Annotated in this window: 29 protein-coding genes and 1 pseudogene; 17 read left to right on the top strand and 13 right to left on the bottom strand. The window is 69.6% G+C overall.

The genetic code is table 11. The features are described 5' to 3' along the window. Window positions 1-2: 2 nt before the first annotated feature. The 6 genes from sufD to DY023_RS13395 all read left to right on the top strand — a co-directional run bounded on the left by sufD (window position 3) and on the right by DY023_RS13395 (window position 5,273). Complete coding sequence (gene sufD, locus DY023_RS13420) at window positions 3-1,154, top strand: Fe-S cluster assembly protein SufD (RefSeq protein ID WP_116242848.1); 1,152 nt, start codon at window positions 3-5, stop codon at window positions 1,152-1,154. Then, window positions 1,151-1,477 carry a non-heme iron oxygenase ferredoxin subunit gene (locus DY023_RS13415; RefSeq protein ID WP_116242847.1) on the top strand — a complete coding sequence of 109 codons (327 nt, stop codon included), beginning with the start codon at window positions 1,151-1,153 and terminating at the stop codon, window positions 1,475-1,477. Before sufD ends, DY023_RS13415 begins: the two co-directional genes overlap by 4 nt. A gap of 33 nt (window positions 1,478-1,510) precedes the next feature. Continuing rightward, a complete protein-coding gene (gene sufC, locus DY023_RS13410) occupies window positions 1,511-2,281 on the top strand; it encodes a Fe-S cluster assembly ATPase SufC (RefSeq protein ID WP_116242846.1) in 771 nt (256 codons plus the stop codon). A 9-nt stretch (window positions 2,282-2,290) separates the two neighbouring features. Beyond that, a complete protein-coding gene (locus DY023_RS13405; protein ID WP_116242845.1) occupies window positions 2,291-2,620 on the top strand; it encodes a metal-sulfur cluster assembly factor in 330 nt (109 codons plus the stop codon). A 71-nt stretch (window positions 2,621-2,691) separates the two neighbouring features. Next, on the top strand, window positions 2,692-3,852 hold the full coding sequence (locus DY023_RS13400) for a MalY/PatB family protein (protein ID WP_116242844.1): 1,161 nt from the start codon (window positions 2,692-2,694) through the stop codon (window positions 3,850-3,852). Beyond that, a complete protein-coding gene (locus DY023_RS13395; protein WP_116242843.1) occupies window positions 3,849-5,273 on the top strand; it encodes an MFS transporter in 1,425 nt (474 codons plus the stop codon). The genes DY023_RS13400 and DY023_RS13395 overlap by 4 nt, the downstream gene beginning before the upstream one ends. Here the strand turns inward: DY023_RS13395 and DY023_RS13390 are convergent. Further along, window positions 5,245-5,790 carry a TetR family transcriptional regulator gene (locus DY023_RS13390; RefSeq protein ID WP_116243095.1) on the bottom strand — a complete coding sequence of 182 codons (546 nt, stop codon included), beginning with the start codon at window positions 5,788-5,790 and terminating at the stop codon, window positions 5,245-5,247. The two genes, DY023_RS13395 and DY023_RS13390, sit on opposite strands and share 29 nt — an antisense overlap. A 52-nt stretch (window positions 5,791-5,842) precedes the next feature. On the opposite strand from DY023_RS13390, the gene DY023_RS13385 reads away from it, so the two are divergent. The 4 genes and pseudogenes from DY023_RS13385 to DY023_RS18430 form a co-directional block, all read left to right on the top strand. Continuing rightward, a complete protein-coding gene (locus DY023_RS13385) occupies window positions 5,843-6,421 on the top strand; it encodes a biotin transporter BioY (protein ID WP_116242842.1) in 579 nt (192 codons plus the stop codon). Then, window positions 6,411-7,106, top strand: a complete 696-nt coding sequence (locus tag DY023_RS13380) for an energy-coupling factor ABC transporter ATP-binding protein (RefSeq protein WP_116242841.1) — start codon at window positions 6,411-6,413, stop codon at window positions 7,104-7,106. The genes DY023_RS13385 and DY023_RS13380 overlap by 11 nt, the downstream gene beginning before the upstream one ends. Next, complete coding sequence (locus DY023_RS13375) at window positions 7,103-7,699, top strand: energy-coupling factor transporter transmembrane component T family protein (RefSeq protein WP_116242840.1); 597 nt, start codon at window positions 7,103-7,105, stop codon at window positions 7,697-7,699. Before DY023_RS13380 ends, DY023_RS13375 begins: the two co-directional genes overlap by 4 nt. Beyond that, window positions 7,696-7,881 (top strand): annotated as a pseudogene (locus DY023_RS18430) (CHY zinc finger protein); the annotation flags it as partial. The gene DY023_RS13375 and the pseudogene DY023_RS18430, both read left to right, overlap by 4 nt. An 18-nt stretch (window positions 7,882-7,899) precedes the next feature. Here DY023_RS18430 and DY023_RS13365 read toward each other — a convergent pair. The 4 genes from DY023_RS13365 to DY023_RS13350 all read right to left on the bottom strand — a co-directional run bounded on the left by DY023_RS13365 (window position 7,900) and on the right by DY023_RS13350 (window position 12,045). After that, window positions 7,900-9,258 carry an acyltransferase family protein gene (locus DY023_RS13365; protein ID WP_245958705.1) on the bottom strand — a complete coding sequence of 453 codons (1,359 nt, stop codon included), beginning with the start codon at window positions 9,256-9,258 and terminating at the stop codon, window positions 7,900-7,902. A gap of 95 nt (window positions 9,259-9,353) precedes the next feature. Then, window positions 9,354-10,025, bottom strand: coding sequence for a response regulator (locus DY023_RS13360; protein ID WP_116242838.1), 672 nt, complete (start codon window positions 10,023-10,025; stop codon window positions 9,354-9,356). Further along, window positions 10,022-11,377: a sensor histidine kinase gene (locus tag DY023_RS13355; protein WP_181905852.1), complete on the bottom strand. Its 1,356-nt coding sequence runs from the start codon at window positions 11,375-11,377 to the stop codon at window positions 10,022-10,024. The genes DY023_RS13360 and DY023_RS13355 overlap by 4 nt, the downstream gene beginning before the upstream one ends. Window positions 11,378-11,382: 5 nt before the next feature. Further along, entirely contained in the window at window positions 11,383-12,045 is a 663-nt protein-coding gene (locus tag DY023_RS13350) for a DedA family protein (RefSeq protein WP_116243094.1), read from the bottom strand. 154 nt (window positions 12,046-12,199) lie between these two features. On the opposite strand from DY023_RS13350, the gene DY023_RS13345 reads away from it, so the two are divergent. Next, window positions 12,200-13,798 carry an ABC-F family ATP-binding cassette domain-containing protein gene (locus DY023_RS13345; protein WP_116242836.1) on the top strand — a complete coding sequence of 533 codons (1,599 nt, stop codon included), beginning with the start codon at window positions 12,200-12,202 and terminating at the stop codon, window positions 13,796-13,798. 66 nt (window positions 13,799-13,864) lie between these two features. After that, window positions 13,865-14,485, top strand: coding sequence for an HAD family hydrolase (locus DY023_RS13340; RefSeq protein WP_116242835.1), 621 nt, complete (start codon window positions 13,865-13,867; stop codon window positions 14,483-14,485). A gap of 97 nt (window positions 14,486-14,582) precedes the next feature. Here DY023_RS13340 and DY023_RS13335 read toward each other — a convergent pair whose 3' ends face one another. The 3 genes from DY023_RS13335 to DY023_RS13325 are packed head-to-tail and all read right to left on the bottom strand — an operon-like array spanning window position 14,583 to window position 15,933. Beyond that, the gene (locus DY023_RS13335; RefSeq protein WP_116242834.1) at window positions 14,583-15,395 is read right to left on the bottom strand and encodes an SURF1 family cytochrome oxidase biogenesis protein; all 813 of its coding nucleotides are present in this window, start codon (window positions 15,393-15,395) and stop codon (window positions 14,583-14,585) included. Beyond that, the gene (locus tag DY023_RS13330; RefSeq protein WP_116242833.1) at window positions 15,392-15,589 is read right to left on the bottom strand and encodes a hypothetical protein; all 198 of its coding nucleotides are present in this window, start codon (window positions 15,587-15,589) and stop codon (window positions 15,392-15,394) included. The genes DY023_RS13335 and DY023_RS13330 overlap by 4 nt, the downstream gene beginning before the upstream one ends. Continuing rightward, on the bottom strand, window positions 15,586-15,933 hold the full coding sequence (locus tag DY023_RS13325) for a DUF3099 domain-containing protein (RefSeq protein ID WP_116242832.1): 348 nt from the start codon (window positions 15,931-15,933) through the stop codon (window positions 15,586-15,588). The genes DY023_RS13330 and DY023_RS13325 overlap by 4 nt, the downstream gene beginning before the upstream one ends. Window positions 15,934-16,021: 88 nt before the next feature. On the opposite strand from DY023_RS13325, the gene fabG reads away from it, so the two are divergent. Next, window positions 16,022-16,732: a 3-oxoacyl-ACP reductase FabG gene (fabG, locus tag DY023_RS13320; RefSeq protein ID WP_116242831.1), complete on the top strand. Its 711-nt coding sequence runs from the start codon at window positions 16,022-16,024 to the stop codon at window positions 16,730-16,732. A 1-nt stretch (window position 16,733) separates the two neighbouring features. Here fabG and DY023_RS13315 read toward each other — a convergent pair whose 3' ends face one another. From DY023_RS13315 to glgC, 4 genes are read right to left on the bottom strand one after another with little or no spacing between them, the layout of a single operon-like run. After that, window positions 16,734-17,426 carry an alpha/beta fold hydrolase gene (locus DY023_RS13315; RefSeq protein ID WP_116242830.1) on the bottom strand — a complete coding sequence of 231 codons (693 nt, stop codon included), beginning with the start codon at window positions 17,424-17,426 and terminating at the stop codon, window positions 16,734-16,736. A 40-nt stretch (window positions 17,427-17,466) separates the two neighbouring features. Beyond that, entirely contained in the window at window positions 17,467-18,150 is a 684-nt protein-coding gene (locus DY023_RS13310; protein ID WP_116242829.1) for an alpha/beta fold hydrolase, read from the bottom strand. 33 nt (window positions 18,151-18,183) lie between these two features. Next, window positions 18,184-18,819 (bottom strand): phosphoserine phosphatase SerB, encoded by a 636-nt coding sequence (gene serB / locus DY023_RS13305; protein ID WP_116242828.1) that lies wholly within the window; start codon window positions 18,817-18,819, stop codon window positions 18,184-18,186. A 16-nt stretch (window positions 18,820-18,835) separates the two neighbouring features. Beyond that, on the bottom strand, window positions 18,836-20,077 hold the full coding sequence (gene glgC / locus DY023_RS13300; protein ID WP_116242827.1) for a glucose-1-phosphate adenylyltransferase: 1,242 nt from the start codon (window positions 20,075-20,077) through the stop codon (window positions 18,836-18,838). A gap of 47 nt (window positions 20,078-20,124) precedes the next feature. Between glgC and glgA the strand changes: the two genes are divergently transcribed. The 3 genes from glgA to DY023_RS13285 all read left to right on the top strand — a co-directional run bounded on the left by glgA (window position 20,125) and on the right by DY023_RS13285 (window position 22,462). Continuing rightward, entirely contained in the window at window positions 20,125-21,309 is a 1,185-nt protein-coding gene (glgA, locus tag DY023_RS13295; RefSeq protein WP_116242826.1) for a glycogen synthase, read from the top strand. 17 nt (window positions 21,310-21,326) lie between these two features. Beyond that, window positions 21,327-22,112 carry an ABC transporter ATP-binding protein gene (locus DY023_RS13290; protein ID WP_116242825.1) on the top strand — a complete coding sequence of 262 codons (786 nt, stop codon included), beginning with the start codon at window positions 21,327-21,329 and terminating at the stop codon, window positions 22,110-22,112. Window positions 22,113-22,204: 92 nt separating this feature from the next. Continuing rightward, window positions 22,205-22,462: a type B 50S ribosomal protein L31 gene (locus DY023_RS13285; RefSeq protein ID WP_116242824.1), complete on the top strand. Its 258-nt coding sequence runs from the start codon at window positions 22,205-22,207 to the stop codon at window positions 22,460-22,462. Between the two features lie 62 nt (window positions 22,463-22,524). Here the strand turns inward: DY023_RS13285 and DY023_RS18390 are convergent, their stop codons facing one another. Further along, window positions 22,525-22,653 (bottom strand): VOC family protein, encoded by a 129-nt coding sequence (locus DY023_RS18390; RefSeq protein WP_281271939.1) that lies wholly within the window; start codon window positions 22,651-22,653, stop codon window positions 22,525-22,527. A 230-nt stretch (window positions 22,654-22,883) separates the two neighbouring features. Here DY023_RS18390 and DY023_RS13275 point away from each other — a divergent pair. Then, window positions 22,884-23,299, top strand: a 416-nt coding sequence (locus tag DY023_RS13275; protein ID WP_116242823.1) for a LysR family transcriptional regulator, incomplete at its 3' end; no start/stop codon positions are given.

Raw genomic sequence — 23,299 nt, 5'->3', positions numbered from 1 at the left:
CCGTGACAACCGCATACATCGAGGTCGAGCCTGCCTTCGTGCCGGTGCAGACCCGTTCAGAGCGGCCGCACTCGTTCGAGCCGGACGACTTCGGCGCTCCGAACGGACGTGAGGTCAACTGGAAGCACACGCCGGTCGAGAAGCTGCGTGCCCTGTTCGAGGCCGCCCCGCAGAACGACGGCGTGACCTACGAGGTCAGATCCGATCAGTACGTCGGCACGCCGCTCGCTGCGGGCATTGCTCCGCGGGGTGAGTTCTTCCGCCCGGAGGACGTCGTCTCCGCGGTCGCTTGGAAGGGCTCCGCCGAGGCTCTGCACATCGACATCCCGTCCGACGCCGAGGTCGCCGAGCCGATCGTCGTGACGATCACCGGCCAGGGTGCCGAGCGCCGCGCCGACGGGCATATCGTCATCGAGGCCGGCATCAACAGCTCGGCGACCGTCCTGCTGCGTCACACGGGCTCCGCCCAGTACGCGCAGAACGTCGAGATCCTGGTTCGCGACGGTGCCAAGCTCACGGTCGTCAGCGTTCAGCAGTGGCAGGACGACGCGGTGCACGCCGCATCCCACCAGGCGCAGGTCGGCCGTGACGCCGCGCTCACGCACTCCGTCGTCAGCTTCGGCGGCGGCCTGGTCCGCGTGAACCCGAATGTCGAGCTCGCCGGCAACGGATCGGAGGGTCGCCTCTACGGCCTCTCCTACGCCGACGCCGGGCAGCACCTCGAGTCGCAGGTGTACCTGTACCACAAGGGTGCGCACACCGTCGGCGACGTGCTCTACAAGGGCGCGCTGCAGGGTGAGAGCGCGCACAGCGTGTGGATCGGCGACGTGCTCATCGGGGCCGACGCCGTCGGCACCGACTCCTACGAGGCCAACCGCAACCTGGTGCTCACCGAGGGCGCTCGCGCGGACTCGATCCCGAACCTCGAGATCGAGACAGGCGACATCCTCGGGGCCGGCCACGCCAGCGCCACCGGCCGCTTCGACGACGAGCAGCTGTTCTACCTGCAGGCTCGCGGCATCGACGAGGAGCAGGCGCGACGTCTGGTCGTGCTGGGCTTCCTCAGCGACATCGTGCAGCGCCTCGGCATCCCCTCGCTGGAGGAGGAGCTCATGGTCGCCATCGAGGCCGAACTCGCGCAGGTGAACGCGTGACCGCCCAGCGCGCCTGCGCGCTCAGCGAGCTCGAGCAGGACACCCCGCTGCGCGTGGTGCTCGACGGCAAGCCGATCGCCGTCGTGCGCGACTCGAACGACGTCGTGCACGCGATCGGCGACACCTGCACCCATGGCGACATCTCGCTGGCCGAGGGCTTCGTCGAGGGCGAGACGCTGGAGTGCTGGGCGCACGGCTCCGCATTCTCGCTCGTCACGGGCAAGCCCCTCAACCTCCCCGCTTTCGAGCCCGTCCCGGTCTACACCGTCACGATCGACGGAGACGACGTGCTCATCGACCCGAGTGCGACGGTCGCGGCCTGAGCCGCCGTCGCACGAGAAACGAAGGAAATCTGAATGTCTGTTCTTGAGATCCGCGACCTGCACGTGACGGTCGAGACGGATGCCGGAACCACCCCGATCCTCAACGGCATCGACCTGACGATCAAGACGGGTGAGACGCACGCCATCATGGGCCCGAACGGCTCCGGCAAGTCGACCCTGGCGTACACGATCGCCGGTCACCCGAAGTACACCGTCACCCAGGGCACCATCACGTTCGACGGCGAGGACGTCCTCGAGATGTCCGTCGACGAGCGCGCCCGTGCCGGCCTGTTCCTCGCCATGCAGTACCCGGTCGAGATCCCCGGCGTCACGGTGACGAACTTCCTGCGCACGGCGAAGACCGCGCTCGACGGCGAGGCGCCCTCGATCCGCGCCTGGACCAAGGACGTCAAGTCCGCGATGGCGAACCTGCGCATGGATCCCAAGTTCGCGCAGCGCAACGTCAACGAGGGCTTCTCCGGCGGCGAGAAGAAGCGTCACGAGATCCTGCAGCTCGAGGTGCTCAAGCCGAAGTTCGCCGTGCTCGACGAGACCGACTCCGGCCTCGACGTCGACGCGCTCAAGATCGTGTCCGAGGGCGTGAACCGCGCCAAGGCCGAGACGAACCTCGGCGTGCTGCTGATCACGCACTACACCCGCATCCTGCGCTACATCCGCCCCGACTACGTGCACGTGGTCGTCGCGGGCAAGATCGTCGAGGAGGGCGGCCCCGAGCTGGCCGACCGTCTCGAGGACGAGGGCTACGACCGCTTCCTCGACCCCAGCGCGCCCATCGAAGCGTAGGCTGAGGGCATGACCGCAACGCTGACCGACGAGAAGTACGACGAGGTCACCGAGGCTCTGAAGGACGTCATGGATCCCGAGCTCGGGATCAACGTCGTCGACCTGGGACTGATCTACGATCTCGCCTGGGACGACGAGAACGACGCGCTCGTGATCCACATGACCCTGACCAGCGCCGGATGCCCGCTCACCGACGTGCTCGAGGAGCAGACCGCGCAGGCCCTGGACAACGTCGTGGACCGGTTCCGCATCAACTGGGTGTGGATGCCGCCGTGGGGTCCTGAGCGGATCACCGACGACGGGCGCGACATGATGCGCGCTCTCGGCTTCGCGATCTGACAGACGTTTGAAGGGCACGGCTGCCTGGCGGCCGTGCCCTTCGCCGTCGCCGGCATCGCTAGGCTCGTTCCATGACCGTCGCTCCGATCCGCGCCCTTCCTCTCGACGTCCTGCGCCGAAGGTCGAGTGAGAAGTGGCGGGAGTACCCGGAGGACGTCCTGCCGATGTTCGTCGCCGAGACGGACTTCCCGCTCGCGCCGGCGATCAGCACGGCTCTCGAGCACGCCGTCCGCATCGGCGACACCGGTTACGTCGCGTCGCAGACACCGCTGGCACAGGCGTACGCCGCCTTCGCGCAGCGCCGGTTCGGCTGGACGCCCGACGCGTCCCGCATCCGGTCCACGGCGGACGTGAGCATGGGGATCGTCGAGATCCTGCGCCGCGTGGTCTCGCCGGGGGAGAGCGTCATCGTTACGCCGCCGGTGTATCCGCCGTTCTTCGACCTGGTCGACGAGGCGGGCGCCGTCGTCGAGCGCGTGCCCCTGCACGACACCGGCACGGGCTGGGAACTCGACCTCGACGGCATCGACGCGGCCCTCGCCACCGGTGCGCGTGCCGTGCTGCTGTGCAACCCGCACAACCCGACCGGTTCCGTGCACAGCCGTGAATCGCTCGCGGCTCTCGCCGAGATCGCCGAGCGGCACGGCGCCGTGGTCGTCTCCGACGAGATCCACGCGCCGCTGGTGCAGCCGGATGCCGGCTTCACGCCGTTTCTGGCGGCATCGGATGCTGCGGCGCGCGTCGGCTTCGCCGTCACGAGCGCCAGCAAGGCGTTCAACCTGGCCGGGCTGAAGTGCGCCCTGATGATCGCCGCCTCGGACGAGCATGCGTCCGTCCTGCGCGGGCTGCCTGTAGAGGTGGAGTGGCGGACGGGACAGTTCGGGCTGCTCGCGGCGATTGCGGCGTTCTCGCCCGAGAGCGATCCCTGGCTCGACGGCCTGCTGGCCGCTCTCGACGAGAACCGCAGGCTGCTCGGCACGCTGCTCGCGGAGCACCTGCCCGGGTCCCGCTACCGGATGCCGGATGCGGGGTACCTCGCCTGGATCGACCTGACCGACCTGGGTTGGGGCGACAACCCGGCGAAGCGCATCCTCCGCGAGGCGAAGGTCGCGCTGCACTTCGGACCGGCCTTCGGCGCGGAGGGACGCGGACACGTGCGGCTGAACTTCGGCACCAGCCCGGAGCTCATCCGCGAGGCCGTGCAGCGCATCGCACCGCTGGTCGGACGGTGAGCGCCCCGGCATCCGCGGCGACGATCTGGGACGGCCAGCGACTCGGCATCACGGTCGGCTCGGTCGTCCTGATCTTCCTCGCCGCGATAGAGGCGCTGGCCGTGACCACGGTGATGCCGCTGGTCGCGACGGATTTGCAGGGCGAGGCTCTGTACGCCGTCGCGTTCGCGGGAACGCTGGCCACCGGCGTGATCGGCATGGTCGTGGCCGGTGCCTGGAGCGACCGGGCCGGTCCGCGAGCGCCGCTGTACACGGCGATCGCGCTGTTCATCGTCGGTCTGGTGATCGCGGGCGCCGCCACCGACATGTACACGCTCGTCCTCGGGCGGCTCATCCAGGGCCTCGGCGGCGGTGGGCAGACCGTCGCGCTCTACGTCGTCGTCGCGCGGGTGTATCCGCCGCAGCTGCACGGGCGGATCTTCGCCGCCTATGCCGCGGCCTGGGTCGTGCCGTCGATGGTCGGCCCGTTCCTCGCGGGCGCAGTGGCGCAGTACCTGCACTGGCGGTGGGCGTTCCTCGGGGTCGCCGTGCTGACGGCGGTCGCCTTCGTGCTGGTCGCCGTCCGCCTGCGCGGTGTCGACCTGAACACGCACCCCGGTGAGGCGGAGGATCCGCCTGCCGAAGGGCTCCCGGCCGGCGCACGGATCGGGCTCCGCATCATGCTCGCCGTGATCGTCGCCGTCGCCGCGGTCGTGGTCGGTTTCGCCGCCGATCTCGCACCGGCTGCGGGCTGGCCGCTCGCGGCGGCATCCGTCATGGCCATCGCGTTCGCGATCCGACCGCTGCTGCCGGCGGGAACGCTGCGGGCCGCACCACGGCTGCCGAGCGTCGTACTGATGCGCGGGCTCGCCGCCGGCGCGTTCTTCGCCGCGGAGGCCTATGTGCCGAAGATGCTCATGGAGCGGTTCGACTTCAGCCCGACGATCGCGGGGCTCGCGCTCACCGTTTCGGCGCTCGCCTGGTCGGGCGGGTCGGCGGTGCAGGGCAGATACGGCGACCGCCTCGGCAGCCGCCGGATGGAGGTGATCAGCACGGTCCTGATGCTGGTCGGCTTCGGCGGGGTCCTCGTCGTCGCCGCCGTGCACGCGGCTCCATGGGTGGTGGTGGTGCTGTGGGGATTCGCAGGCGGCGGCATGGGGCTGCTCTACCCGCGGCTCACGGTGCTCACCCTGGCCTATTCGACGCCGACTGATGAAGGATTCAACTCCTCGGCCCTGTCGATCTCGGACTCGACGGGTTCGGCGGTGACGATCGCCATCGCGGGGCTGCTGTTCGTCAGTCTTCCGATCGCCGGGTCCGGCTTCCCCGTGGTGTTCGGGCTGGCCGTGGTCGTCCTGCTGATCGCCGCAGTCCCCGGCTTCCGGCTCGGCGACGGGCCGGCGGCGCCGGCCGTCAGCTCCGGGGATCCTGCACGACGCTGAGCGCGGCGAAGGCACGGATTCCGGCGCGGAACACCGCGTCGAGATCCGCCGCCGGGTCGTCCGCAGCATCCGTCGCCGCGCCGATGCTCTGGGCGTGCATCCGCTGCTGCACCAGCGTCGTGTGCCCGAGGATGAACTCGAAGAGCGCGTCGGCCGACGCGGCGTCGCCGATCACCGCCTGCAGGGCGTCCTGTGCGCGGCGTGCGCCGAGGCGCAGCGCGTAGGTGGACATGACGACCTCGGCGCCGTCCCGATACGTCAGCAGAGCATCGCGGATGCCGGTGGCGACCTCGGTCACGTCGGTGCCCGGCTCCGGCTGCGGGATGCGGCTGAGGATCCGGTCGGCGACCGCGGCGAGGAGCTCCTGCTTGTTCGCGAAATGCCAGTACAGGGCGCTCGGCTGAACTTCGAGCTCGGCGGCGAGCCGACGCATGGACAGATCGGGGAGGCCCACGCGATCGAGCAGGTCGAGGGCGAGAGTCGTGACGGAGTCGCGGTCATGTCGTCCGGGTGCCATGGAATCAGTATACTGAACGCCGTTCAGGTGAACAGTGTTCAGGAGGTTCTTCATGTCCGCATCCCACCGCCCGCTCGGCGCCGACCTCGCGCGCATCGCCGTCTTCGCGGCGCTCATCGTCGCGCTCGGCATGGTCGTCGTACCGCTGCCCGGCGGTGTGCCGATCACCGCCCAGACGCTGGGCGTGATGCTCGCCGGCCTCGTGCTCGGCGCGCGCCGCGGCGCGCTGGCCGTGCTGCTGGTGCTGGCCCTCGCCGCGATCGGGCTTCCCGTGCTCGCCGGCGGTCGCGGGGGACTCGGCGTCTTCGTCGGCCCGTCCGCCGGCTACCTGCTCGGCTGGGTCGCCGGCGCCGTCGTGATCGGGCTGATCGCCCATCGCAGCCGGTTCACGTGGTGGCGCGCCGGCCTCGGCGCGGTCGTGGGAGGCATCCTCGTCGTCTACCTCTTCGGCATTCCGGTGCAGGCCCTCGTCACCGGTGTGCCGCTGGCGCCGACCGCGCTGTCGAGTCTGGCGTTCCTGCCCGGCGACCTGCTGAAGGCGGCCGCCGCGACGGTGCTCGCCGTCGCCCTGCACCGTGCCTACCCGCGGGCGTTCGAGAGCCGCGCGGCGGTGGCGGTTCATGCGGCTTGATACGGCGACCGGCGCAGGTGTCGCGTGCGACGGAATCGGTGTCGAGGCGGATGGCCGCACGATCCTCTCGGACGTCACGATTCGGCTCACCGCGCGGCGCACCGCGGTGATCGGGGGAAACGGCTCGGGCAAGTCCACGTTCGCACGGCTGTTGAACGGCCTCCGCCTGCCGACCTCCGGCCGCCTCCGCGTGCTGGGGCTTGACCCGGCACGCGAGGCGAAGGAGCTGCGGCGCCGGGTCGGGTTCGTCTTCACGAACCCCGAGGCGCAGATCCTCATGCCCACGCCCGCGGAGGATCTCGCGCTGTCGCTGCAGGGCGTTCCGCGAGCCGAACGGGCGGAGCGGATCGAGGCGGTGCTCACCGAGTACGGGCTGGCCGGTCGTGGCGACGTTCCGGCATCCGCGCTCTCGGGAGGTCAGCGTCAGCTTCTGGCGCTGGCCTCCGTGCTCGTGACGGGGCCGGAGCTCGTCGTCGCCGACGAGCCGACCACCCTACTCGATCTGCGCAACGCGCGCCGCATCGGCGACCTGCTGCTGGGGCTGGAATCCCGGCTGGTCCTGGTGACCCACGACCTCGGGCTCGCCGCGCGCTGCGACGACGCGGTGCTGTTCGAGGACGGTCGCGTGCGGGCGCAGGGCGACCCGGCAGAGGTGATCGACGAGTACCGGGCGAGCTGCAGATGATCGCTCTGTACCGTCCGGGCACGGGCCTGCTGCACCGGTTGCCGGCCGGGGTGAAACTCGCGGGGCTGGCGGCGTGCGCCCTGGCGCTGTCAGTCTGGCGCCCCGAGCCGGTCGGAATGCTCGCCGCGGTTCTGGGGGTATCGGCGATGTATCCGATCGCGGGGCTGCCGATCGCCGCGCTCGGCCGGGCGTGGTGGCGCCTGCGTTGGATCGTGCTGGTGCTCGGCGGTGCACTGTGGCTGTTCGCCGGAACGGACACAGCACTGGTGAACACGGGTCGGGTGGTCGCCCTCGTGCTGCTCGCCGACCTCGTCACCCGCACGACGCGGTCGGGCGACCTGCTGGCGGTTCTGGAGCGCGTGCTCCGCCCGCTTCACCGGTTCCGCGTCGACGCTGAGGCGGTCGCCCTGACGATCTCGCTCACCATCGCGATGGTGCCGGTGATCGCGGGCCTCGCCGACCAGGTCCGTGACGCGCAGCGAGCACGAGGAGCCCGGCTCGGCGTGCGCGCGGCGCTGCCGCTGCTGATCCTCACGATGAAGCACGCCGACGACGTCGGGGACGCGCTGGTGGCGCGCGGGATCGTCCGATGATCCGCGTGGGCGAGCATCTGGTCCGCGGCGCCGTCGTCGACGCCCAGACGCGGTGCGCGCACTACCGCACAAGCCTCGATGTGGTCGCCATGCGGTTCCACTGCTGCGGCGAGTGGTATCCGTGCGTGCACTGCCACGACGAGGCCGCCGGCCATCCGCGTACGGTGTGGCCGGCGGCGCAGGCAGGTGCCGTGGCGGCGCTATGCGGTGTGTGCGCCCACGGCATGAGCGTCGCCGAGTACCGCGTGGCCACCGAGTGCCCCGGATGCGGGGCCGCGTTCAACCCGCGCTGCGCGCTGCACCAGTCCCTGTACTTCGAGTGACGGCACCGGCGTCACGATCGCGAGTGCACCCGCGAGGGCCGTGAGCGCTGCGATCACCGTCGTCGTGGACGTCCCGCGCACCAGCAGGAGCACGATCGCCGCGGCGCCCAGCGCCGCCGCGATGGCGACGGAGGCCGTCCCGAGCGCCCGCCGCGGCAGGCGCATCGCCTCGATGCGCGACAGCCGCAGGCTGATCAGTGCGGTGAGTCCCAGGGCGAGCGCGAGCCAGAGCGGGCGGCCCAGCCACCAGCCCGGGGAAGCCGGCGCGGGCAGCTCGAGCATGCCGGTGGTCGCCAGCAGCGCCGATACCCCGGCGAGCACCAGCAGGACGGTCATGTGCCAGAGGTAGATGGTCATCGCGCGCTGCGAGACGAACTCGGCGAAGGCGCGGGCACGGGGCCGTGCGGCGAAGGCCGAGATCGGGGCACGCAGCAGCGAGAAGGCGGCGGTGTGCAGGACGCCGACGAGGATCAGCGCCGCCGTGGGCGGGTTGATGTTGGCGATGAGATCGGGGGAGTAGATGCCGGTGAGGAAGGTGATCACGAGCAGGGCGAGGGCGGTCGACCCGATGCCGGTGCGTGCCCGTCGCGACAGCGCATCGATGCGACCGTCCGCCAGATGGAAGCCGAGCTGCTGCATCGTCAGCCACACGAAGCCGAGGTTGAGCAATCCGACCGCGTCGACACCCGTCGCCGCGCGCACGACGTCGACGACGACGGCACCGCCGGCGAGCGCTCCGATCGTGAAGAACGGTGCCGCACGGTGCGCGCGGACCAGCAGCGGCAGTAGCGCCTGCGAGAGCAGGAACACCGCGAGGAACCACAGCGGCTGACCGAACCGGTACCCCGCGACGGCGACGAGGTCGGCGGGGACGCCGGACAGGGTGAGCGCGGCGAGTCCGACACCCGCGGTGCCGATGACCACCACGGCGGGGAGCAGCAGCCGGTGCAGCCGCGCGGTGACGAACGCGGTGGCGGAACCCTCCGGCATCCGCTCATAAGCTGTGAGCCCCGCGAATCCGCCGATCACGAAGAACAGCGGCATCACCTGCAGCACCCAGCTGACCGGGACCAGCCACCATCCGGAGTCTCCGGCATTGGCGAACACCGGGCCGTCGGTGGTGACTGTGACCCCGACCATCAGGGAGTGCAGCACGACGACGGCGGTCACGCACAGGGCGCGGACCAGGTCGATCGCGTGGTCGCGCCCGAGGCGGGCAGCGGGGGATGGGGACATCTTGGCCTCCGAGGATCGTGGTGTCCTCGGAGGCTATGGATGCGGCATCCAGGCCGGCATCCCGCGCGGGTGTCGTCCTGTCTCGTACCGGGGTATCAGGCCGCGGGCTCGACCAGGCCGTTGTCGTAGGCGTAGATCACCGCGTGCACGCGGTCGCGCAGCCCCAGCTTGGCGAAGACCTTCCCGACATGGGTCTTCACGGTCTGCTCTGCGATGAACAGCGTGCCGGCGATCTCGGTGTTCGAGCGCCCCTGGGCGATCAGCACGAGCACCTCGCGCTCACGCTCGGTGAGGTCCGCGAACGCCGGATCGGTACGGCGGGCATGCGGTCTGCGCGACGAGAAGTGCTCGATCATGCGCCGCGTCACCTTCGGCGACAGCAGGGCGTCACCGGACGCGATCACGCGCACAGCGTGCACCAGGTCGTCCGGCAGCGCGTCCTTGAGCAGGAACCCGCTCGCGCCGGCCTCGAGGGCGTCGTAGACGTAGTCGTCGATGTCGAACGTCGTCAGCATCAGGATGCGCGGGACGCGCGCCGACGGGTAGGACGGACCGAGGATGCGTCGCGTCGCGGCGATGCCGTCGAGTTCCGGCATCCGCACGTCCATCAGGATGACGTCGGGATCGAGGCGCGCGGACAGGCGCACCGCCTCGTCGCCGTCGGCGGCCTGTCCTGCGACCGAGATGCCGTCCTGGGCGTCGAGCAGCGCGGCGAAGCCCGCGCGCACCATGCCCTGATCATCGGCCACGAGCACGCGGATCGTCATACTGTTCCCTCCTGATCGGCACCGGGCGCGGGATGCCGGGGCAGCCGCGCGGACACGGTCCATCCTCCTGCAGCATCCGGGCCGGCGTGTACGGAGCCGCCGAGCAGTTCGGCGCGCTCCGTCATGCCGCGCAGGCCGTGGCCGCCGCCGGCGGTCGGCGGCGCCTGCTCGGCCGGCGCCGTGTTGGTGATCAGGACGGCCACGTCCTCGGAGGTGCCGTCGATGAAGACCGTGATCGCCGTACCCGGCGCGTGCCGGACGGCGTTGCTCAGAGCCTCCTGCGTGATCCGGTACATCGCGATCTGCGCGGCGGCGTCGACATCCCCCTCGATTCGACCGGAGAGCACGACATCCGCTCCGGCGCGGCGGGTGGTCTCGACCAGCGCACCGATGTGGTCGATGCCGCGCTGCGGGGCGAGCTCGGCCGTGTGATCCTCCGTGCGGAGCACGCCGAGGATGCGGCGCATCTCACCGAGCGACGTGCGGGCCGTCGCGGCGATGCCGTCGAACTCGGATGCGACGTCGTCGGGCAGATCGGGAAGTCGGTAGCGGGCGGTCGAGGCTTGCACCTGGATGAGGGACATGCTGTGCGCGACGACATCGTGCAGCTCCCTGGCGATGAGGGTGCGCTCCTCGACGAGTTCGCGGCGGGCCAACTCCTGGGCGGACTGGGCGCGCTCCTTGACCAGTTCGTCGCTGATCCGCAGCTGGCCGGCTACGAGGACGGCGATGAGGAACGCCGCCGAGGCGACGGACGCCGTGACGATCAGATCGGCGATCACACCACCCGACATCGAGATGTCCGGAATCACTCCGGCAGGCAACATGACCAGCGAGAGACCGGCGACCAGCACGAACAGGCCGTACCGCCAGCCGTGCTGCAGCGTGATCGCCATGAGGAACACGACGAAAGCGATGATCATCGGCACCGACCACGGCCACGGCGACGAGGACGCCGTCTCGGGCAGGACGGCCATCAGCGGGAGCAGCACCGCCGCGACGAGGAAGAGTGCGATGGCGGTGCGGGGGCGGTGTCTGCTGACGATCGGCGCGGCGACGGCCGCGCCACCGAGGACCATCACTGCAGGCAGGTAGGTGCCGTAGAGCTGCGTGTGCACCGGCACGAGGACGGGGTAGAGCGAGATGGCGATGATCGAGAGCACGACGACCTGGGCGGTCTGGCGGTCGCGCAGGCGCCGGAACATCGCGATGATGCGTGAGGGGTTGGAGCGCAGTTTCTGGGCCTTCGCGGCCTTCTTCGCGCTCTTCTCTGCTGCGGCGGTCTCCCGCGCCGCGTCGCGCTCGCCCTTCGCCGCCTTCCGCGCGGATCTGCGCTCCGCCGTCCTCCGCATAGATGTCATCCTGCCAGTCGGGCGGGCTCCGGCACTGCAGCATCCGCGGGGGTGCCGGCCTCGAGGTTCTCCCTGCGGCGGCGCCGGGCCGCAGCGATGCGGTCGACGACGATGCCGACGGCGACAGCGACCACGATACCCACAACAGCCGCCAGGAACGGCTGGTTCGCCAGCCAGCTGCCTGCGAGGATGCCGATGGCGGCGCCGTAAAGCCCCCAGGTCGCACCGGCGATGAGGCTGATCGGCAGGAAGCGGCGCCACGGGTAGCCGAGCGCACCCGCGGAGACGTTCACGGCGACCCGGCCGACCGGGATGTAGCGGGCGCCGATGATGAGGGTCGCACCGCGGCGCGACAGCGCGTGCTGGGCGTATTCGAAGGCCGCTGCGATGCGTGGGCGGCGCATCCAGCGGAACCGGCTCGTGCCGATCGCGCGGCCGAGGGCGTAGGCCAGGTTGTCGCCGAGCATCGCGCCGAGCGCGGCGGCGAGGACGAGGGCGAGGATCGTGGGCCAGCCACCGACGGCTGCGGCCGCGGCGGCTCCGGCGACGAGCACCGTCTCGCTCGGCACCGGCGGGAACACGGCGTCCACGACGGCCACGGCGAACATGACGAGCAGCAGCCACGGGGAGGCGGCTGCGGCCAGGATGAAGTCGTTGATGGCGTCCACGGTCACAACGGTAGGAAGCGCGGATGGGGTCGCACATCAACCCAGGGGCGTAGAAGGGTCATACTCAGGTACCGTTCTCGCTCAGGTCGGCCACGTATACTGATCAGCTGGCCATTCGGCCGTCTCCCTCACCCTTCGAAGATCGGATGCTGCTGTGCTCGCCGTGCACGACCTCGAGATCCGCGTCGGCGCCCGTGTGCTGATGTCGGGCGTGTCCTTCCGCGTCGCCGATGGCGACAAGATCGGACTGGTCGGCCGCAACGGCGCGGGCAAGACCACCCTGACGAAGGTGCTCGCCGGAGACCTGCTGCCCTCGGACGGCAAGGTCACGAAGTCGGGCGAGCTCGGCTACCTGCCGCAGGATCCGCGCTCGGGCGACCCGGAGATGCTCGCGCGCACCCGGATCCTCGACGCCCGCGGCCTGGGCACGCTGCAGCTCGGCATCGCGACCGCGTCGCACGAGATGGCCTCCGACGATCCGAAGGTCGCCGACAAGGCGATGCGGCGGTTCGCGAACCTCACCGAGCGGTTCGAGGCCATGGGCGGGTACGCCGCAGAGGCGGAGGCCGCGTCGATCGCGCACAACCTCTCGCTGCCGGACCGCATCCTCGACCAGCCGCTCAAGACGCTGTCCGGTGGTCAGCGCCGGCGCATCGAACTGGCCCGCATCCTGTTCTCGGATGCCGGAACCATGATCCTCGACGAGCCCACGAACCACCTCGACGCCGACAGCGTCGTATGGCTGCGCGAGTTCCTCAAGGGGTACAAGGGCGGGCTGATCGTGATCAGCCATGATGTCGAGCTGGTCGGCGAGACCGTGAACCGGGTGTTCTACCTGGATGCGAACCGCCAGATCATCGACATCTACAACATGAACTGGAAGAACTACCAGCGTCAGCGGGTGGCCGATGAGGAGCGCCGCAAGAAGGAGCGAGCCAACGCCGAGAAGAAGGCGACCCAGCTGCAGCTGCAGGCGGCCCGGTTCGGCGCGAAGGCCTCGAAGGCCGCGGCCGCGCACCAGATGGTCGCGCGGGCCGAGAAGCTGCTCTCCGGGTTGGAGGAGGTCCGCCAGGTCGATCGGGTCGCGAAACTGCGCTTCCCGAAGCCTGCGCCCTGCGGCAAGACCCCGCTCATGGCGACGGGCCTGTCGAAGTCGTACGGCTCGCTGGAGATCTTCACCGACGTCGACCTTGCGATCGACCGCGGCTCGAAGGTCGTCGTGCTGGGCCTGAACGGCGCGGGGAAGACGACGCTGCTGCGCATCCTCGCGGGAGTGGACAAGTCCGACACCGGGCAGCTGGAGCCCGGTCACGGCCTGAAGATCGGCTACTACGCGCAGGAGCACGAGAACCTCGATGTGAGTCGTTCCGTGCTGGAGAACATGATGTCGGCGGCGCCCGACATCAACGAGACCGAGGCACGGAAGGTGCTCGGCTCGTTCCTGTTCACCGGCGACGACGTGCTCAAGCCGGCCGGTGTGCTCTCCGGTGGTGAGAAGACCCGCCTGTCTCTCGCGACACTCGTGGTCTCGTCGGCGAACATGCTGCTGCTCGACGAGCCGACCAACAACCTCGATCCCGCGTCCCGCGAGGAGATCCTCGGTGCTCTGGCGCACTACGAGGGCGCGGTGGTGCTGGTCTCGCACGACCCCGGTGCGGTCGAGTCACTGAACCCCGAGCGCGTGCTGATCCTGCCCGACGGCGTCGAGGATATCTGGAGCAAGGACTACCAGGACCTCATCGAGCTCGCGTAGCTGCTCGCGCAGCACGGTCTCGGAGTTCTGCCGCTCGGGCCCGCATCCTCACCGTAGTATGCCGGGGTGGGCATACGCGCGATCTGCTGGGACTGGAACGGGACGCTGCTCGACGACGCCGAGATCTGCCGCCAGGTCATGAACCGGGTGCTGGCGACCCATGATCGAGAGCCGTTCCCCGACCTGGCGGCATACCGCGCGACGTTCCGGTTCCCGATCCGCGCTTTCTACGCCGACGCCGGGCTCGGTGACGACGTCTTCCGCCCGGCAGCCGAGCAGTACCTCGGCTGGTTGGAGCAGCGCACGGGCGAAGCCGCGTTGCACACCCGCGCAGAGTCCACTGTCGCAACGCTTACTGACCGCGGCGTGATTCAGGTACTCGCATCCGCGACCCTGACAGACCTGCTCACCAGGCAGCTCGAGCCGCACGGGCTCGCCCATCGGTTCGACCGGATCCTCTCGATCACCGACCCGTTCCACCCCTCGAAGCACGAGGTGATCGCCGGGTGGCTGCACACATCCGGATTCGCGCCGGACGAGGTGCTCATGATCGGTGACACGAACCATGACCTCGAGATCTCAACGGGTCTCGGCACACGCTTCGTCCACTTCGACGGCGGTCACCAGGCCGCACAGGCAGGAGTGCACAGCATCCGTTCGCTCGACGAGGTGCTCGCGCTCGTGTGACCTTGGCAGCATCGGAGAAATGCAGGATTCCGGAACGGAGAGGCAGCGGGCGTCCGGGATTCTGCAGATCTCCGAGATGTCGCGACGGCGCGCGGGCTCAGCGCACCGAATCGAGCAGCGCGTCCTCGGTCTCGGCGTCCTTGTCGCGGCGCCGCTTCGACGCGCGGGCGGGCCGTCCCTCGGCGTCCTCCTTCGCCTTCGCGATCTCGGTGCGGATGATGTACCCGATGAAGGCGAAGCCCATGATGGCGAACAGGATCCATTGGATCGCGTAGGACAGGTGCGGACCGGGATCCTCGGTCGGCTTGTCGAAGCCGCCGAGCGCCTCGGCCGGCGGATCCTCGGACACGAGCTGTCCGTAGGCGGAGGTGATCACGTCTTCGAGACCGGTCTGCTGGGCGATCAGCGGCAGGTTGATGGTCGGCACCTGCCCGTCCGGGGCGCCTCGGCCCGATGGCGGGAGCTGCTCGCCCGGCCGCAGTCGTACGATCACCGTGACCTCGCCCGACGGGGGAGCGGGCACCGCGGAAGGGCTGGAGTCCTCGGCCGGGGGCACCCAGCCGCGGTCCACGACGAACACGCGACCATCCTCATCGCGGAACGGCACGAGCACCTCGAAGGCGCTGGTGCCGCCGTGCGGCCGGTTGCGCGCGAGCACCTGCTGATCGGCGAGGTACGTGCCGCGCAGCGCGACCGGCAGCCATTCATCCGACGGATCGAGTGCGCCGTCGGCGCCGATCGCGTCCGCCAGCGGCACGGGATCCGCATCGTAGTTCTTCTCGACGAGGGCGATCTGCCGGGAGCGCTCCTCGTTGCGATCGAACTGCCAATGGGAAAGATACGCGCACGCCACCGCGAACAGCGCCGCCACCAGCACGTAGACGCTCCAGCGCACCAGCCGACTGCTCACTGCGGAATGCCCTCTCGCACCTCTACGGGGAACTCGCGCGACCGCAGATACTCGCTCAGGAACCCGACGTGCTCATCGCACGCCAGCCAGACCTTCGTCCGGTCCTCGGCGTGGATGCGCGGGTTCCGCCACAGAATGTGATGAGTGGCCGCGAGCCGGCATCCGGCGCGAGAGCACTCCAGCTCCTCGGTCACTGCGCGTCGTCCCGCTTCTCATCGATCGTGACGATGGTGGGACGCCCGGCGGAGTCGTCCACCGCGACCGCGGGCGCCTCGAGCTGGCGCTCGGGTGACTCGGCGAGCACCTCGTTGCTGTCGCTGCCGGCGTTCGCGAACACCACGGCGATGTACGGCAGCACCGCGGCACCGACGCCGAAGGCCCAGGTCCACCATCCGTAGGGCTGCACGACGACCATGAGGATGAAGCACACCGTGCGGATGCCCATGGTCAGCGCGTACCGGCGCACGCGGTGGTTCGCCTCGTCGTGCGGCGCCTGCGGCAGAGAGGTGACGGAGGGGGCGTTTCGGGTGTTCTTCACGGTGCCTCCAGCCTACGCCGCGCGCGCACCTGCGGATCGCGCACCGCTCGATAGGATGGCCAGCGACCTCGAAGAAACTGGAGCCCTCATGAGCGCTGACCGCGTCGTCCTCGTCACCGGCGGAAACCGCGGCATCGGCCGCGCGATCGCCGAACGCTTCGTCCGAGACGGCTACCGCGTCGCGGTCACGGCCCGCAGCGGCGAGGGTCCCGAGGGCACGCTCACGGTCCGCGCCGACGTGACGGATGCCGCTGCCGTCGACGCGGCGTTCACCGAGGTCGAGCAGAAGCTCGGCCCGATCGAGATCCTCGTGGCGAACGCCGGGATCACCAAGGACACGCTGCTGATGCGCATGAGCGAGGACGACTTCGACAGCGTCGTCTCCACCAATCTCGGCGGCTCGTTCCGCGTCGTCAAGCGCGCCTCCAAGGGGATGCTGCGGGCCCGCTTCGGCCGGATCGTCCTCATCTCCAGCGTCGTCGGCCTCTACGGCTCGGCCGGACAGGTCAACTACGCGGCCTCGAAGAGCGCTCTGGTCGGCTTCGCCCGCTCACTCACCCGCGAGCTCGGCGCTCGTGGCATCACGACCAACGTCGTCGCCCCCGGCTTCATCGAGACCGACATGACCGCGGAACTGCCCGAGGACACCCAGAAGCAGTACAAGGCCAGCATCCCGGCAGGTCGCTTCGCGACGGCCGACGAGGTCGCCGGCGTCGTCACGTGGCTGGCTTCGGACGATGCCGCCTACATCTCGGGCGCCGTGATCCCGGTCGACGGCGGCCTCGGCATGGGGCACTGACTCAGCGACCCACCGCCTCCACCAGCAGTTCCGACAGTCGTTCCGGCGCGGAGTACTGCGGCCAGTGGCCTGACCCGATCTTCACGACCGTGGCATCCGCGATTGCGCGGTACTCCTCGCCGTAGGGGCCCCAGCCGTCGACCTGGGACTCGAACTGCTGCTGATCGAGTCCGCCCATCAGCAGCGTGACCGGTATGCCGTGACGGCTCTCCCTCGTGAGGACGATCTCGTCGGTCGGAACCCGCGCGGGAACGCTCTGCGCGAGTGGCGCTGTCCGCGCCCGGGTCTCGGCGTCGAGGTCGCTCACGTCCTCGTCCGGGAAGAAGTCCCAGCCGGGGAAGGGGATCACCCCGTCCACGACGGTGAAGTCACTGATCGCGCCGCCCGGCGGCGGCACCGTGTCGACGAACACGACGCGGCGCACCTGCTCGGGTCGTGCGTCGGCGGCACCCCACACGACGTTGCCTCCGCCGGAATGCCCGACGAGAACCACGGGTTCACCGGCTTCATCGATCCGATTGACAACCGCGTCGACCCAGTCGGCCATGCCGATCTCGGACGACTCCGACGCCGGAGCACCGACACCCGGCATCGTCATGGCGAAGGGACGATGACCCGCGGTCTTCAGGGCGTGCAGAACCGGGTCCCAGGACGACGCGTCGAGCCAGAGACCGGGAACGAGGATGATGTCCATGTCCCGACGATAGGCCGAGCCGCCGACATCCGCACGGGTTTCAGGCGATCGCGGCCAGGATCAGCTGGGCGAGACGGTCAGGGACGGTGAACTGCGGCCAGTGCCCCGATCCGATCGTCACCACGCTGATGTCCTCGATCGCGTGGAACTCCTTGTCGTAGGCGGGCCAGTCAGCGAGTGCGGCCTCCAGCTCCTCGAGGTCCTCACCTCCGGCCAGCACCGTCACCGGCACGGAGAAGCGCCGTCTGTCGGAGAGCACGATGGAGTCTCCGGGGATGCGCTCCGGGATCGGTGCCATCTCCCGCACGATGCGCTCCCTGGTGGGTGCGTCGAGGTCCCGCAGATCGGCTGCCGAGAAGCTCTCCCATCCCGGGAACGGAATCACCCCGTCGACGACCGGGAACTCGTTCACTCGCTCGTCCGCCGCGGGAGGGAGTGCGTCGACGAGCACGAGCCTGTCGATGCGGTCGGGGCGGGCGTCGGTCGCGAGCCAGGCCACGTCCCCGCCACCGGAGTGCCCGACGAGCGCTGTCGGACCGTCGACGTCATCGATCCGTGCCGTGACGTGGCCCACCCAGTCGTCCAGTCCGATGTCGGATGCGGGCGCGCCCACCCCGGGCATGGTCAGCGGATGCACCCGGTGGCCCGCCGCGCGCAGCGCGGGCGTCACGTCGTCCCAGCTGGATGCCTCGAGCCACAGTCCAGGGATCAGGATGATGTCCATGCACCGACGCTAACGCCGGGCGCCGACGTCCGGCTAGGGGAGCAGCGGGACGACCTCGGACAGGTTCTGCGGACCGATCACCAGCGAGGCGGCTGCGCGCACCGCCGGCTTGGCGTTGAACGCCAGTCCCAGACCGGCGACGTCCATCATCCGCAGATCGTTGGCACCGTCGCCGATCGCGACGGTGCGGGATGAGGGCACTCCGAGTTCGGCCGCCCAGGCGAGCAGCGACGAGGCCTTGGCCTCGGCATCGACGATCTCGCCGTCGACCTCGCCGGTGAGCGCTCCATCGGCGACGACCAGACGGTTCGCCCTCCAGCGGTCGACGCCGAGCCCGGGAGCGACACCGTCGAGGATCTCGTGGAACCCGCCGGAGACCACGCCGACGACACCGCCGCGCTCGTGCACCGCCGCGGTCAGCGCCCGCACACCGGGCGTCGGGCGCACCCGCGCCCGCACCCGCTCGAACGCCGCCGTGGGAACACCGGTCAGCGCGGCCACACGCGAGCGCAGGCTCGTCGCGAAGTCGACCTCGCCGCGCATCGCGGCCTCCGTCGCCGCCTGCACTTCGGCCCGGCGTCCGGCCTCTTCGGCGAGCAGCTCGATCACCTCATCCTGGATGAGGGTGGAATCGGCATCGAGGACGACGAGGAAGCGCGCAGCGGTCACCGTCCGAGCGTAGCGGTCAGCGGGCGACGCGCAGTCCCTTGCCGACCACGGTGAGACCCGATTCGGTCACGGTGAACCCGCGCTCGATGTCGCGTTCGCGATCGACCCCGACGGTCGCGCCGTCCTCGAGCACGACATTCTTGTCCAGCACCGCACGGTGCACGCGGGCACCCTGTCCGACGTGCACATGATCGAACAGCACCGAGTCGGTGATGGTCGAGCCGCCCGAGGCCAGCGTGCCCGGACCCACCACGCTGCGTTCCAGATGCGTGCCGGAGAGCACTGACCCCTGGGACACGATCGAATCGATGGCATTCCCTATCCGGCCCACCGCGTCGCGGACGAACTTCGCGGGCGGCGCGTTCACCGACTGCGTGCGGATCGGCCACGCGGTGTTGTACAGGTTGAACACCGGCAGGGTGGAGATGAGATCCATGTGCGCGTCGAAGAAGGAGTCGATGGTCCCGACGTCGCGCCAGTAGGCGCGGTCCCGCGGCGAAGAACCAGGCACCTCGTTCTGCTTCATGTCGTAGTACCCCGCTTCACCGCGCGAGACGAAGTACGGCACGATGTCGCCGCCCATGTCGTGACCGGAGGTGGCGAGCTCGCCATCGGCCTCGACCGCGGCCACCAGGGCGTCCGCATCGAAGACGTAGTTGCCCATGGAGGCGAGCACCTCGTTGGGCGAGTCGGCGAGCCCCGTGGCATCCGTCGGCTTCTCGAGGAACTGCCTGATGCGTCCCGTCTCCGCGTCGGCGTCGATCACGCCGAACTGCGAGGCGAGAGCGAGCGGCTGCCGGATGCCGGCGACCGTGGCCGCCGCGCCCGAGGCGACGTGCGCGTCGACCATCTGCTGGAAGTCCATCCGGTACACGTGGTCGGCGCCGATGACGACGACGATGTCGGGGCGCTCGTCGTTGATGAGGTTCAGGCTCTGCAGGATCGCATCGGCCGAGCCGGAGAACCAGCGCTTGCCGAGCCTCTGCTGCGCGGGCACCGAGGTGATGTAGGAGTCCAGCAGCGAAGACATCCGCCAGGTCTGCGTGATGTGCCGGTCGAGGCTGTGCGACTTGTACTGCGTCAGCACGACGACCTGTCTGAGGCCCGAATTGATCAGGTTCGAGATCGCGAAGTCGATGAGTCGATACTGCCCACCGAAGGGCACCGCGGGTTTGGCGCGATCCGCCGTCAGGGGCATCAGCCGCTTGCCCTCGCCGCCGGCGAGGATGATCCCGAAAACCTTCTTGGGTGCCGACATGGCTCCACCATAGAGGGCGGATGACGTCGTGTACTAGCGTTTGCGACATGCGAGTCGATGTCATCACGAAGGAGTACCCGCCGGAGATCTACGGCGGTGCCGGTGTGCATGTCGCGGAGCTCGTCGCCGCCCTTCGCAGGAGTATCGACGTACAGGTCAGGGCATTCGGCGCCGACCGTGACGAGCCTGGCACGCGCGCGTATCGGACCCCCGTCGAGCTCGCGGGTGCGAACCCCGCGCTGCAGACGCTGGGCACGGATCTCGCGATGGTCGGCGATGTCGCCGGTGCCGACGTCGTGCACAGCCACACCTGGTACGCGAACTTCGCCGGGCACCTGGCGTCGCAGCTGCACGGGATCCCGCATGTGCTGACGGCCCACAGCCTCGAGCCGCTGCGACCGTGGAAGGCCGAGCAGCTCGGCGGCGGCTACGCCGTCTCGAGCGGCATCGAGAAGCTCGCCTACGAGAACGCCGCCGCGATCATCGCGGTGAGCGCGGGCATGCGCAGTGACATCCTGCGCAGCTACCCGCAGGTGGATCCCGCCCGCGTGCGCGTGATCCACAACGGCATCGACGTGGAGCGCTGGCGACCGGTCGAGGATGCCGCATTCCTGCAGAGCGTCGGCATGGATCCGGCCCGCCCGTCCGTGGTCTTCGTCGGCCGCATCACGCGGCAGAAGGGGCTGCCGTACCTGCTGCGCGCGGCCGCCGCGCTGCCGCCCGAGGTGCAGCTGGTGCTGTGCGCGGGCGCGCCGGACACCCCCGAGATCATGGCCGAGGTGCAGGAACTCGTCCGGCTGCTGCAGCAGACGCGGGACGGAGTCATCTGGATCGACAGGATGCTGCCGCGCGACGAGCTCTCGGCGATCCTCACCGCGGCGACCACGTTCGTCTGCCCCTCGATCTACGAGCCGCTCGGCATCGTGAACCTCGAGGCGATGGCGTGCGGCGCCGCCGTCGTCGGCACCGCGACCGGCGGCATCCCCGAAGTCGTCGAGGACGGCGTCACCGGGCGTCTGGTGCCGATCGATCAGGTGCAGGACGGAACCGGGACTCCGATGGATCCGGATCGGTACGTCGCCGACCTCGCCGCGGTGCTCACCGAGGTGGTATCCGACCCCGTGCGCGCGGGGGAGTACGGCGAGGCGGGTCGCGAGCGCGCCCGCGCGCAGTTCAGCTGGGGCGCGATCGCCGACACGACCGAGGCGCTGTACGCGGAGCTGGCCGGCTGAGCCGATAGGCTGGCGACATGCCGAGTGCTCTGGAATTCACCGATGTCGTCGTGCGCCGCGAAGGGCGCAACATCGTCGATCACGTGACCTGGGAGGTCTCGGACGATCAGCGCTGGGTGGTCCTCGGCCCGAACGGCGCAGGCAAGACCACGCTGCTGCAGCTGGCCGACACGCTGCTGCATCCCACCTCGGGTGCCGTCGAGATCCTCGGCGAGCAGCTGGGCCGCACCGACGTGTTCGAGCTGCGCCCCCGCATCGGCTTCGCGTCGAGCGCGATGGCCCGACGGGTGCCCCGCGACGAGACCGTGCTGAACGCGGTGCTCACCGCCGCATACTCCGTGCTCGGTCGCTGGAACGAGGAGTACGAGGACATCGACGAGCGTCAGGCGATGCGCGTGCTCGCCGAGTGGCATCTCGACCACCTCGCCGACCGTCTGTTCGGCACGCTCAGCGACGGTGAGCAGAAGCGTGTGCAGATCGCCCGTGCGATCATGACCGACCCCGAGCTGCTGCTGCTCGACGAGCCCACGGCCAGCCTCGACCTCGGGTCGCGTGAGGAGCTGCTCGGCCTGCTCAGCGGGTACGCCTCCTCGCCGACCACTCCGGCAATGGTCATGGTCACCCACCATGTCGAGGAGATCCCGGTCGGATTCACCCACGTGCTGCTGCTCCGGGACGGTGGCGTCGTCGCCGCGGGGCCGCTGGACGAGGCGCTGACGGCCGAGAATCTCAGCATCGCGTTCGGCATGCCGATCGTGCTGACATCCGACGGGGGCCGCTACGCCGCCCGCGCGGCATCCTGACCGCCGTCTGCTAGAATCGATCCTTGGTGCTTTTCCGCACCGCAGACTTCCCTCGCCCCTGGCCAAATCCAGGGCACCACGTAAGGAATCCCATGAAGACTGACATCCACCCCGACTACCACGCCGTCGTGTTCCGCGACCTCGGCTCGGGCGAGACCTTCCTCACCCGCTCCACCGTCACCAGCGACAAGACCATCGAGCTGGACGGCGTGGAGTACCCGGTGATCGACGTCGAGATCTCCTCGGCCTCGCACCCGTTCTACACGGGCAAGCAGCGCATCATGGACTCGGCCGGTCGCGTCGAGAAGTTCAACCAGCGCTTCAAGAACTTCGGTGGCTCCGCCAAGTAAGGCGAATCTCCGCAGGAAGGCCCCGCTTCGGCGGGGCCTTCTTCGTATCCGCAGCGCTCTTCTCACGCGGTGGACACCACCTTCCACAGGTGTCCGTCGGGGTCGCCGAGGTAGCCGAAGTAGCCGCCCCACTGGGCGCGCTCGGCCGGTCGCACGATCGAACCGCCGGCCCGCTCGGCCCGCGTCAGCACGTCATCGACGGCCGCAGCCGAGTCCTTCCGAGTAGAACGCCTTCGCGCGGGCCAGGTCCTCGACCGCGAGCGTCACGGCGTTCAGTGTGAGATCCATGATCGTCCTCCTTGTGCTGTGTTCTGATGACCCGGATGGGTCGTCATCACCAGCATCCGATCCTGATTTCGCCCGATCAAGGGCGAAAAGACGGATGCTGCGATAACCTGTCGGTTATCGCCGGGAGGCGAGCGTGGAACTGCGCGACATCGAGATCTTCCTCACTCTTGCGGACGAACTGCACTTCGGCCGCACCGCGGAGCGCCTGCACGTCTCGCAGGCTCGGGTGAGTCAGGCGATCAATGCTCAGGAGCAGGCGATCGGCGCGCGCCTGTTCACCCGCAGCAGTCGCAGGGTCGAGCTGACCCCGATCGGCGCCGAGCTCCGCGACGATCTCCGGATCGGATATCGCGCGATCCTCGACGGCGTCGCCAAGGCCAGGAGCGCTGCGGTGGGGATCTGCGGGGAGCTCCGCCTCGGAGTCATGGGGAACGACTCCGCGATGTTCCTGGAGCACATCGCAGAGTTCCGGAAGCGATATCCGGGAGCGGACGTCGTGATCCACGAGATCCACTTCAGCGACCTGCTGGGGCCTCTGCGGCGGGGGGG

Origin of the sequence: Microbacterium bovistercoris, from assembly GCF_003387575.1 — a bacterium.
Lineage (GTDB): Bacteria > Actinomycetota > Actinomycetes > Actinomycetales > Microbacteriaceae > Microbacterium > Microbacterium bovistercoris.
The sequence above is the reverse complement of the archived record's forward strand: the minus strand, read 5'-3'. Positions and strand labels throughout refer to the sequence as shown.

Bases quoted from the DNA above. Each gene is read 5' to 3' on its own strand.
- glgC (WP_116242827.1), bottom strand. From the start codon at position 20,077: ATGTCGGCACCCAAGAAGGTTTTCGGGATCATCCTCGCCGGCGGCGAG.
- DY023_RS13310 (WP_116242829.1), bottom strand. From the start codon at position 18,150: ATGGACATCATCCTGATCCCTGGACTGTGGCTCGAGGCATCCAGCTGG.
- fabG (WP_116242831.1), top strand. From the start codon at position 16,022: ATGAGCGCTGACCGCGTCGTCCTCGTCACCGGCGGAAACCGCGGCATC.
- DY023_RS13285 (WP_116242824.1), top strand. From the start codon at position 22,205: ATGAAGACTGACATCCACCCCGACTACCACGCCGTCGTGTTCCGCGAC.
- DY023_RS13355 (WP_181905852.1), bottom strand. From the start codon at position 11,377: ATGCGGAGGACGGCGGAGCGCAGATCCGCGCGGAAGGCGGCGAAGGGC.
- DY023_RS13405 (WP_116242845.1), top strand. From the start codon at position 2,291: ATGACCGCAACGCTGACCGACGAGAAGTACGACGAGGTCACCGAGGCT.
- DY023_RS13380 (WP_116242841.1), top strand. From the start codon at position 6,411: ATGCGGCTTGATACGGCGACCGGCGCAGGTGTCGCGTGCGACGGAATC.
- DY023_RS13385 (WP_116242842.1), top strand. From the start codon at position 5,843: ATGTCCGCATCCCACCGCCCGCTCGGCGCCGACCTCGCGCGCATCGCC.
- DY023_RS13390 (WP_116243095.1), bottom strand. From the start codon at position 5,790: ATGGCACCCGGACGACATGACCGCGACTCCGTCACGACTCTCGCCCTC.
- DY023_RS13365 (WP_245958705.1), bottom strand. From the start codon at position 9,258: ATGTCCCCATCCCCCGCTGCCCGCCTCGGGCGCGACCACGCGATCGAC.
- DY023_RS13400 (WP_116242844.1), top strand. From the start codon at position 2,692: ATGACCGTCGCTCCGATCCGCGCCCTTCCTCTCGACGTCCTGCGCCGA.
- sufC (WP_116242846.1), top strand. From the start codon at position 1,511: ATGTCTGTTCTTGAGATCCGCGACCTGCACGTGACGGTCGAGACGGAT.
- DY023_RS13290 (WP_116242825.1), top strand. From the start codon at position 21,327: ATGCCGAGTGCTCTGGAATTCACCGATGTCGTCGTGCGCCGCGAAGGG.
- glgA (WP_116242826.1), top strand. From the start codon at position 20,125: ATGCGAGTCGATGTCATCACGAAGGAGTACCCGCCGGAGATCTACGGC.
- DY023_RS13375 (WP_116242840.1), top strand. From the start codon at position 7,103: ATGATCGCTCTGTACCGTCCGGGCACGGGCCTGCTGCACCGGTTGCCG.
- DY023_RS13360 (WP_116242838.1), bottom strand. From the start codon at position 10,025: ATGACGATCCGCGTGCTCGTGGCCGATGATCAGGGCATGGTGCGCGCG.
- DY023_RS13315 (WP_116242830.1), bottom strand. From the start codon at position 17,426: ATGGACATCATCCTCGTTCCCGGTCTCTGGCTCGACGCGTCGTCCTGG.